General features: G+C 73.3%; 10 protein-coding genes. 7 read left to right on the top strand and 3 right to left on the bottom strand.

Translation table 11 applies throughout. The annotated features are described in order from the left end of the window. Window positions 1-134: 134 nt before the first annotated feature. Window positions 135-803 carry a DUF461 domain-containing protein gene (locus AC07BF_RS31380; protein ID WP_363582351.1) on the bottom strand — a complete coding sequence of 223 codons (669 nt, stop codon included), beginning with the start codon at window positions 801-803 and terminating at the stop codon, window positions 135-137. A 428-nt stretch (window positions 804-1,231) separates the two neighbouring features. On the opposite strand from AC07BF_RS31380, the gene AC07BF_RS31375 reads away from it, so the two are divergent. From AC07BF_RS31375 to AC07BF_RS31345, 7 genes are all read left to right on the top strand, one after another. Continuing rightward, window positions 1,232-1,714 carry a CarD family transcriptional regulator gene (locus AC07BF_RS31375; protein WP_030244332.1) on the top strand — a complete coding sequence of 161 codons (483 nt, stop codon included), beginning with the start codon at window positions 1,232-1,234 and terminating at the stop codon, window positions 1,712-1,714. Window positions 1,715-1,995: 281 nt separating this feature from the next. After that, on the top strand, window positions 1,996-2,751 hold the full coding sequence (gene ispD, locus AC07BF_RS31370) for a 2-C-methyl-D-erythritol 4-phosphate cytidylyltransferase (protein WP_363631814.1): 756 nt from the start codon (window positions 1,996-1,998) through the stop codon (window positions 2,749-2,751). Beyond that, window positions 2,741-3,262, top strand: a complete 522-nt coding sequence (ispF, locus tag AC07BF_RS31365; RefSeq protein ID WP_363582349.1) for a 2-C-methyl-D-erythritol 2,4-cyclodiphosphate synthase — start codon at window positions 2,741-2,743, stop codon at window positions 3,260-3,262. Before ispD ends, ispF begins: the two co-directional genes overlap by 11 nt. 146 nt (window positions 3,263-3,408) lie before the next feature. Then, window positions 3,409-3,801 (top strand): PPOX class F420-dependent oxidoreductase, encoded by a 393-nt coding sequence (locus AC07BF_RS31360; RefSeq protein WP_063348796.1) that lies wholly within the window; start codon window positions 3,409-3,411, stop codon window positions 3,799-3,801. Between the two features lie 94 nt (window positions 3,802-3,895). After that, window positions 3,896-5,305, top strand: a complete 1,410-nt coding sequence (gene cysS / locus AC07BF_RS31355; RefSeq protein WP_363582347.1) for a cysteine--tRNA ligase — start codon at window positions 3,896-3,898, stop codon at window positions 5,303-5,305. 135 nt (window positions 5,306-5,440) lie between these two features. Continuing rightward, window positions 5,441-6,433, top strand: a complete 993-nt coding sequence (gene rlmB / locus AC07BF_RS31350) for a 23S rRNA (guanosine(2251)-2'-O)-methyltransferase RlmB (protein ID WP_363582345.1) — start codon at window positions 5,441-5,443, stop codon at window positions 6,431-6,433. Window positions 6,434-6,601: 168 nt separating this feature from the next. Further along, on the top strand, window positions 6,602-8,284 hold the full coding sequence (locus AC07BF_RS31345) for a DoxX family membrane protein (RefSeq protein ID WP_478334234.1): 1,683 nt from the start codon (window positions 6,602-6,604) through the stop codon (window positions 8,282-8,284). A 118-nt stretch (window positions 8,285-8,402) separates the two neighbouring features. On the opposite strand, the gene AC07BF_RS31340 is transcribed toward AC07BF_RS31345, so the two are convergent. Together AC07BF_RS31340 and AC07BF_RS31335 are read right to left on the bottom strand one after the other, a co-directional pair. Continuing rightward, window positions 8,403-9,194, bottom strand: coding sequence for a nucleotidyltransferase family protein (locus tag AC07BF_RS31340; protein ID WP_400809953.1), 792 nt, complete (start codon window positions 9,192-9,194; stop codon window positions 8,403-8,405). 108 nt (window positions 9,195-9,302) lie between these two features. Continuing rightward, complete coding sequence (locus tag AC07BF_RS31335) at window positions 9,303-9,752, bottom strand: hypothetical protein (protein ID WP_363582339.1); 450 nt, start codon at window positions 9,750-9,752, stop codon at window positions 9,303-9,305.

Here is a 9,752-nt window from a genome sequence, read left to right as displayed (position 1 = left end):
CTTGGGCTAAAGTCAGGAGAACAACGCGAAGGGAGAGAAGAGGTGAGGAGGCCCCCCCCTGGAGTGTGTGGGGGGGGCCCTTAGTGTGGGCTTCCGCTGGCCGAGGGGAGCCCCCCCGGACACCGGGTGGTGCGTCAGTGGGCGCCGGCGGACTGGGTGGCACCCGGGGTGGCGGCACCGGACGGCGTGGCCGCACCGGTGGTGGCCGGGGCGGCCGGGGTGGTGGTGCCGGCGGCCGGGGTGGTCGCGGCGGTGGTGGCGCCCTTGGTGGGCGCGGCCGCCGGGGCCGACGTCGGGCCGAAGCCCTTGTAGAGGCCCTTGTTCGGGCTCACGCCGGCCTGGGCGTCGACCTTCTGGCCGTCCTTGAAGGTGAACGAGGTGGGGACGAAGCCGCCGACCTGGACGCCGACCGAGGCGACCTTGGCGGACGGGTTGCCCTCGCCACCGATCGCCACGGCGCCGCCGGCCGGGACGACGATGGTGGACAGCGGGGCGCCCGCGGCGTCGGAGAACGCGGCGGTGGCACCGTTGCCGACGGTGACGGACTGCAGCTCCGCCGGGGTGCTGCCCGTGTTGGCGATGTTGACGGTCACGTTGGCGGGACCGTTGTGCTCGCCCGAGGACTCGTCCCCGGTGACGACCACGATGTTGTTCAGCCGAAGGTTCGTTCCGAGGGTTGCCGCCGCGTTGTCGGGCTTGACCTGCAGCGTGTCCGGCGTGTTGCCGGCGGCGCAGGACGACAGCGAGGCGATGGCGATGGCGGCGATGGCGGCGATGCTGCCGCGTCGAAGGCTGCGGCTCACGGCGGCGGCTTCTCCTAAGTCAACGTGTCGATAGGTCAGGCCTCAGATTATCGACCTCACTTATGCGCTCCTCACGGGGTGGTCCCCGTGTCGCACTCCCGGGGTTCGCGGGGCGGCCGTCCGGCCGCACTTGTGGCGTGTCCGGGTCACCCTCGGGACAAGCTTCGACCAAGATCGAATAACGATGTGGATACGGCCCGATAAACGGTGAAAACCCAAGATCCAATCATGGTTTCCAGGGTGTTGCGCAAGGTTTCGCCGAACGCCGGAACCGCCTCCGACCTGCGGGAAGCCTCCCTCGAACACCGGTCGCAGCACGTCATGGGGGTCCTTGTCAAGCCCCGAGACCGGCCCTGACCTGCGAAAACGCCCTTCGGGTGCGCTGAAAAGCGTGTTATTCTGGAAAGCCACGGAAGGGGTCCTGTCACATGACGTTCAAGGTTGGCGACACGGTGGTCTACCCCCATCACGGGGCCGCGCTGATCGAGGCCATCGAAATTCGCCAGATCAAAGGTGTGGACAAGACCTACCTGGTGCTCAAGGTGCAGCAGGGAGACCTGACGCTCCGCGTGCCCGCTGAGAACGCGGAGTTCGTCGGCGTGCGCGATGTAGTCGGCCAGGAGGGTCTGGACCGGGTCTTCGAGGTGCTGCGCGCACCGTACACCGAAGAGCCGACCAACTGGTCCCGTCGCTACAAGGCGAACCTGGAGAAGCTCGCCTCTGGCGACGTTATCAAGGTCGCCGAGGTTGTGCGCGACCTCTGGCGCCGTGAGCGCGAGCGCGGCCTCTCGGCCGGCGAGAAGCGGATGCTCGCGAAGGCGCGCCAGATCCTCGTCAGCGAGCTCGCGCTGGCGGAGAACACCAACGAGGACAAGGCGGAGACGCTGCTCGACGAGGTGCTGGCCTCGTAGCGCAGTCGGGCTGCCGCCCACCGCTCACAGCGCCCGGTGTCGGCGCGCCGCTCCCAGGACCAAGCGTCCCGGGGTGGTGCAGTGGCACTTCGGGCGCTGAGGCGTGTCCGGACGACGCCCCCGCCCCGAGCCGGTCCAGGCCCGGCAAGACCGTTTTCCGTCCTGCAAGACCGATTCTGCGGGATTGTGCGGCGGACGGTTGGACCGTAATTCTTCGGAAGGGGCCCGTAGCGCCCGCCGGGCACGCCAAGGCCATACCCACTTCTCCGAAGGAGTGAAACCTGAACGCCTCAGCAGCAGTCGCAGCAGCAGTGGTGCCCGCCGCCGGACGCGGTGAGCGGCTGGGGCCCGGTGCCCCGAAGGCCCTGCGGGAACTGGGCGGCGTGCCGCTCCTGGTGCACGCCGTGCGGGCGCTGGCCCGCAGTCGGGCGGTCGGCCTGGTCGTGGTCGCCGCGCCCGCCGACGGGGTGGCCGAGGTGGTCGCCCTGCTGGACAGCCACGGGCTGGACGGCAAGGACATCCGGGTGGTCGCCGGTGGCGCCACCCGCCAGGAATCGGTCCGGCTCGGCCTGGCCGCGATCCCGGCCGAGGTGGAGATCGTCCTGGTGCACGACGCGGCCCGCCCGCTCGTCCCGGTCGAGGTGGTGGACGCGGTGGCGGCCGCCGTCCGGGCCGGGGCCGGGGCGGTGGTGCCCGCGGTGCCGCTGGCCGACACGGTGAAGCGGGTCGAGTCGAGCCCGGGCCGCCCCGAGCCGGTGCTCGACACGCCCGACCGGGCCACCCTGCGCGCGGTCCAGACCCCGCAGGGCTTCGACCGGGCCACCCTGGTCGGGGTGCACGCCAAGGCGCTGGCCGAGGAGGCCGCGGGCGCCGACGGCGCGCCGCCGGTCACCGACGACGCGGGCCTGGTGGAGCGCTACGGCGGCCAGGTCGTCGTGGTGCCCGGCCACGAGGAGGCGTTCAAGGTCACCCGTCCACTGGACCTCGTGCTCGCCGAGGCCGTACTCGCCCGCCGGAGGGCCGCCGATGCCTACTGACCCGCTGACGCCCGCCGCCCAGGCCCCGGCCCCCGTGCTGCCGCGCGTGGGCATCGGCACCGACGTGCACGCCTTCGAGGCCGGCCGCCCGCTCTGGGTGGCCGGACTGGAGTGGCCGGACGCCGGGGTCGGGCTCTCCGGGCACTCGGACGCCGACGTCGCCGCGCACGCGGCCTGCGACGCGCTGTTCTCGGCCGCTGGGATCGGCGACCTGGGCGCGCACTTCGGCACCGACCGGCCGGAGTGGGCCGGCGCCTCCGGGGTGAAGCTGCTCGGTGAGGCGGCCCGGCTGGTGCGCGCCGAGGGCTTCGAGATCGGCAACATCGCGGTCCAGGTGGTCGGCGTCCGGCCGAAGATCGGCAAGCGGCGGGCCGAGGCGCAGGCCGCGCTGTCGGCCGCGGCCGGTGCGCCGGTGTCGGTGTCCGGCACCACAACGGACGGCCTGGGCCTGACCGGTCGGGCCGAGGGGCTGGCCGCGATCGCCACGGCCCTGGTGTACGAACGGCGTTGAGCCGGGCGCGGTCAGCAGGGCCGGAATAGGCGGGTCCTGACGAGTGTTCACCCGGCGTGGCGGTGGATCGGTCGGTAGTGTGCGGTTCCGGGCCCGGGCGGGGCTTCCCCTCGGGCCGTACCGCCGACGATGAGAAGAGGTTCTCGATGGGCGTCGAACTCTCTGGCCCCGCCAAGGAATTGCTCGACCGCAAGAGTTTCGCCGTGGTGTCCACGATCCAGCCCGACGGCAGCCCCCAGTCCTCGGTCGTCTGGGTCACGCGGGACGGCGACGACATCCTGTTCTCCACCGTCCAGGGCCGCCGCAAGCACCTCAATCTGGTGCGGGACCCGCGCATCTCGCTCGTGGTCAACCCGCCGGAGAACCCGTACGAGTACGTCGAGGTGCGCGGCTCGGCGACGATGACCACCGAGGGCGGCCGGGAGCTGATCAACGAACTGTCCCGCAAGTACCGCGGCGAGGAGTACGGGTTCGACGGCCCGGACGACGTCCGGGTGGTCGTCCGGCTCAGCCCGCGCAAGGTGGTCGGCAACATCTGACCGGCCCGCGCGGCCCGTGGTTCCCCGGGAGTGCGGCATATCATTCCCGGGGAATGTCGCGGGGCACCCCCTCCTGCCCACTACGCTTGACGCTGTGAGCATTCGCCTGTACGACACCAGCACCCGCCAGGTACGCGACTTCGTCCCGCTTGTACCGGGTTGTGTCTCGATCTACCTGTGCGGCGCTACCGTCCAGTCGGCGCCTCATATCGGGCACATCCGGTCCGGTCTCAACTTCGACATCATGCAGCGGTGGTTCGCCTACCGCGGCTACCAGGTCACCTTCGCCCGGAACGTCACCGACATCGACGACAAGGTGATCGCCAAGGAGCGCGAGTTCGGCATCCCGTGGTGGCAGATCGCCTACGAGAACGAGCGGGCGTTCAACGACGGTTACACCGCGCTCGGCTGCCTGCCGCCGACCGTCGAGCCGCGGGCCACCGGGCACATCCCCGAGATGGTCGAGATGATGCGGGGGCTCATCGAGAAGGGCCACGCCTACGCGGCCGACGGCAACGTCTACTTCGACGTGAAGTCGTACCCGGACTACCTCGCGCTCTCCAACCAGAAGCTGGCCGACCTGCGCCAGCCCGAGGGCGAGGGCGAGACCGGCAAGCGGGACCAGCGCGACTTCGCGATGTGGAAGGCCGCCAAGCCGGGCGAGCCGAGCTGGGAGACCCCGTGGGGCCGCGGCCGGCCGGGCTGGCACCTGGAGTGCTCGGCGATGGTCCACAAGTACCTCGGCCCGGCCTTCGACATCCACGGCGGCGGGCTGGACCTGATCTTCCCGCACCACGAGAACGAGATCGCCCAGTCCAAGGCCTACGGCGACGCCTTCGCCAGCTTCTGGGTGCACAACGCCTGGGTCACCATGGCCGGCGAGAAGATGAGCAAGTCGCTGGGCAACTCGGTGCTGGTCTCCGAGATGGTCCAGCGCTGGCGTCCGATCGTGCTCCGCTACTACCTGGGCACCCCGCACTACCGCTCGATGATCGAGTACAGCGAGGACGCCCTGCGTGAGGCCGAGGCCGGGTTCGGCCGGATCGAGGGCTTCATCCAGCGCACCGTCGAGCGCTGCGGGGCGGTCGACGCCGCCCCCGAGGTGCCGCCGGCCTTCGCCGAGGCGATGGACGACGACCTGGGCGTTCCGCAGGCGCTCGCCGTCGTGCACACCGCCGTCCGCCAGGGCAACAGCGCCCTGAACGCGGACGACAAGGAGAACGCGGTGGCGCGTCTGGCCGAGGTCCGTGCGATGCTCGGAGTGCTGGGTCTCGACCCGCTCGCCCCGCAGTGGGCCGGGTCGGAGCGCGGCGAGCCTGGGACAATGAAGAGCATGCACGGTGTGGTCGACTCGCTGGTCCGCCTGGTCCTGGACCAGCGGCAGGCGGCGCGTCAGCGCAAGGACTTCGCCACCGCGGACGCCATCCGCGACCAGCTCGGCCTGGCCGGGCTGGTGATCGAGGACACCCCGTCCGGCCCGCGCTGGACGATCAACAGCCAGTAACCCCATCTGACGATCGGGGTGAGGGTGGGCCGTACCGGACCGGTGCGGCCCTCCCGCATGACGTAGCGCATGCAGTCGGCCGCCGCCGGACAGAACGGGGCGGCCGGGCATGCCGGACAGACAGGAAGTACAGCCATGGCCGGCAACAGCCAGCGCAGGAACCGCCGCAACCCCGGGTCGAAGAAGGGCGCGTCTGTCGGTACCGGCGGCCACAGCCGGAAGGGGCTCCAGGGCAAGGGCCCGACCCCGCCCGGAGCGGAGCGCAAGGGCCACCCGAAGCAGCGCGCCGCCAACGCCGCGGTCAAGCGCGAGCGGGACGCCAAGGCCCGCGCCGGCATGCGCCGCGCCGGCGGCGCCGGTCGCGGCGGCCGGGGCGGCGCGGGCAGCGCCGAGCTCGTCTTCGGCCGCAACTCGGTCGTCGAGGCCCTTCAGGGCGGCGTCCCGGCCACCGCGCTGTACGTCCAGCAGTTCGTCGACACCGACGACCGCGTCCGCGAGGCCTTCCAGGCCGCCAACGACCGTGGCATCCCGCTGATGGAGGCCCCGCGCCCGCAGCTGGACCAGATGACCGGCGGGCTCAACCACCAGGGCCTCGTGCTCCAGGTGCCGCCGTACGAGTACGCGCACCCCGACGACCTGCTGGTCGAGGCCTCCGACTCGGGCCAGGACGCGCTGATCATCGCGCTGGACGGCGTCACCGACTCGCGCAACCTCGGCGCCGTGGTCCGCTCCGCCGCCGCCTTCGGCGCGCACGGCGTGGTCATCCCCGAGCGCCGCGCGGCCGGTATGACCGCCGGCGCCTGGAAGACCTCCTCCGGCGCCGCCGCCCGTCTGCCCGTCGCCCGGGCCACCAACCTCACCCGCACCCTGGAGGCCTACCAGAAGGCCGGCCTCATGGTGGTCGGCCTGGCCGCCGACGGCGAGGCCGAGCTGGGCGACCTGGAGCTGCTGACCGGCCCGGTGGTGATCGTCGCGGGCAGCGAGGGCAAGGGTCTGTCCCGGCTGGTCTCGGAGACCTGCGACATGCGGGTGCGGATCCCGATGTCCGGGCTGACCGAGTCGCTGAACGCCGGTGTCGCGGCGGGCATCGTGCTCTACGAGGCCGCGCGACTGCGCGCCAAGCGCTGAGCACAGCCGGTGTGCGGGGCGCAGGGGAACTTCTGAATTCTCCGCAATCCGAGTGAAAAGCGATCGGGCCCGACCAGGCCCGATCGCTTTTCTCATGATCATTTCAAGTATGCGCCGGACATCCACTCGGGAGAGTGTCCTAAGCGGTGGTCACCCGGTTAGACGGGCGTGGACACCAGAACACCTCGGCGCCCCCTGTTCGGCGGCGGCAGCACCGGGATAGACGCGGGCCCCGGCCTTGACACGGTCAAGGTGCCGTCCGACCCCGCGCGCCTCAGCATCACCCAGGCGAGCTTCCGGCTCCGGCTCGGCGCCCCGGTGGCGCCGCTGATCGAGGCCCCGGCCGGACTGCTGTCCACCGGCGCCGCGTTCGGCGACCCGTACGCCAACCAGGGCCTGATCCGCCGTCCGCTGGTCACCCCGCAGGTCGTGGTGCCCGCCTCCGCCGTCCCGGCGCTCGCGGGGGCCGCCGGGGGCGGTGCGCCGCGCCGCAAGGGCCGGGTCACCGCCGTCACCTGGACCGGGCAGGCGCCCCCCGGGGACCTCGCGGCCACCCAGCTGCTGGACGCCGTCCGGCTCACCGGCTCCGGACCCGACGGCGGCGGCCCGGGCGTGTCGGACACCCGGGTGATCCCGTCCTACTCGGGCGCCCGGACCGTCCCGCGCCAGCCCCGGGAGGGTGCCGGCACCGCCACCGACGCGGGCATCGGCCCGGTCGGCGCACCGCAGGGCTGGACCCCGAGCGGCGAGCTCCCCGAGGTCTCCGCGACGGCCGCCGAGGGCAAGCAGCCCTGGTACCCCGGCCGCCGGGTCGACCTCGGCCTGGTCCTGCTGCCGCTGCGCGCCGTCCTCGGCTCGCTGTCCGTCTACGCCGGGTTCAGCAAGCTCTGCGACCCGGTCTACTTCGACGGCGGCGAGCGCGGCTCGATGATGCGCTGGCTCGCCTCGCTGCACCCCTGGAAGGTCGCCGAACCGCTGCTGGCCTTCGCCATGGCGCACCCGGTCGGTGCCGGCCTGGTGGTGTCGTTCACCCAGGTCGTGGTCGGCGTGCTGACCGTCCTCGGCCTCTGGCAGCGGCTCGCGGCCGGGGCGGCGATGCTCCTCTCCGCCGCGCTGCTGTTCACCGTCAGCTGGCGGGCCGTGCCGGTCTACGACACCCCCGACCTGATCTTCCTGGCGGCCTGGAGCCCGCTGCTGATCGCCGGAGCGCCGTTCGCCTCCCTGGACGGGCGGCTCAACCTGGAGGCCTGGCGGCGCTACGGCGCCGACGCGCCCGCCGCGCTGCGCCGCCGGGTGCTGCGCCGCGGCACGGTGGTCACCACGGTCGTGGTCGGGGCGACCCTGCTGCTCGGCTCGATGCTCGGCGCGGCGGTGCGGACCGGGGCCCGGACGCACCAGGCACCGGCCCGTCCGGCCACCGACTACGGCACGCCGGTCTGGCCCAGCGGCGCCCCGACCGGCACCCCGGGCGGCCAGGGCTCGTCCACCTCGCCCTCGCCCGCCCCGCGCCCGGCCACCCCCACGCCGAGCCCGACCACCCCGCCCTCCTCCGCCCCGGCAACCCGCCCGGGCAGCCCGACGCCGAGCGGCAAGGGGCACTCCACCAAGGCGGAGACCGGGGCCGGCACGACCCCGACCCCCGCCGCGCCGGCCGCCGCCGCGCCGTCGGCCGGTTCCTCGCCCGCCCAGCGCAGCACCCCGGCCCCCGCCGGCTCGGGGGCGGCGTCCAAGCCCAGCCCGAGCTCGGGGGCGAGCCCCGGGCTGCTCGGCGGGGTGCTGGGCAGCGGCCCGCTCGCCGACCTGTCCGGCGGCGCCCGCTCCTCCCACCCGGGGGCGCCCACGTCCACCTGACGGCCCGTGGACGCGATCGGCCGGGTGCTCCTTGGCGGAGCACCCGGCCGATCGTCGTGCGCAGGGGGCTGAGGTGCTGGGGCTGAGGTGCTGGGGCGCGAGGCTGGGGGAGCGGCGGTTACTGCGGTGTGCGGCCGGCCCCGGAGGCGAGCTCCTTGGCCGCCTCGGTGAGGTCCTTCGCGGTGTCGATGGCGCGCCAGTACACGCCCTGCGGCAGCTGGTAGCCCGCCAGCCGCTTGCTGCGCGCCAGCTGCGGGAACGTGGTGCGCTCGTGGTCGCCCACGTCCGGCAGCAGCTCGGCGAACTCCGGGCTGAACACGTACAGCCCGGCGTTGATCAGGAACGGCGAGGGCGGCGCCTCGATGAAGTCCAGCACGTTGCCGAACTGGTCGGTCTCCACCGCCCCCCACGGGATCCGCGGTCGGGCCAGCGCGAGCGTCGCGACGGCGTCCCGCTCGTGGTGGAAGGCGGCCATGTCGCGCAGGCTGAACCGGGTCCAGATGTCGCCGTTGGTGGCGTACCAGGGCTCGTCCGGGCGGGGCAGCGCCTTGGCCGCGTACTTGAGGCCGCCGCCGCGTCCGAGCGGCTCCTCCTCGACCACCGTGCGCACGCGCAGCGGCAGATCCGCCTTGTCGAGCCACTCCTCCAGCACGGCGGCGAGGTGCCCGCAGGAGACCACCACGTCGGTGACGCCCTCGGAGGCCAGCCAGGCCAGCTGGTGGCCGAGGATCGGCGTGCCCGTCCCGGGGATCTCGACCAGCGGCTTCGGGCGGTCGTCCGTGTAGGGCCGCAGCCGCGAGCCCTGGCCGCCGGCCAGGATCACGGCCTGGGTGACGGGCGTCGTGGTCGGCCGGGACGGGTGGGTCGGCGGGGACGCGAGGTCGGCGGTGGGGCCGGAGTCAGCGGTCATGCCTGAAGAATAGGGCGCCCACCGGGGGTGGGAACCCGAGGCCGCGGGCGCCGTCGGCCCGCGGCTGCCGGTGGGCCCGACGGCCTCGTCGGCCCGCGGCCGAGGGGGTCAGCCGGCGATGCCCGCCGCGAACGACCCGTCGCAGACCGGGCGGGCGAAGGACCGGGCCCGCTGGACGTCGCCCTGGTACTTGCGCACCGCCGCCTTGCCCAGCTCTCCGGCGAGCGAGGTGCAGTACGGCGTCAGCGACGGCTGTTCGCGCATCGAGCGCTCCAGCAGGTCCAGCGCGGCGGACGGGTTCTTGGCCCGCAGCTCGTCCAGCAGCACCACCCGCAGCGACTCCTGCGGGGCGAGCCCGTCCGGGGACGTGCCCGCGGTGGCGGTGGCGGAACGCCCGATCCCGGTGCCGTCACCACTGGACGCCGCCACGACCTGCTGGTCGAGGTTGGTCGGCGGGGCCCATGGCACCCGGGTCACGGCGAGGGTGCCGGTGGTCACCAGGACGACCGGCAGGGTCAGGGCGACGGTCTGGCCGATACGGCGTACAAGCTGCTTCAC

This window comes from Kitasatospora sp. NPDC043950, from assembly GCF_056435345.1.
This window is presented reverse-complemented; position numbering and strand designations above follow the sequence as displayed.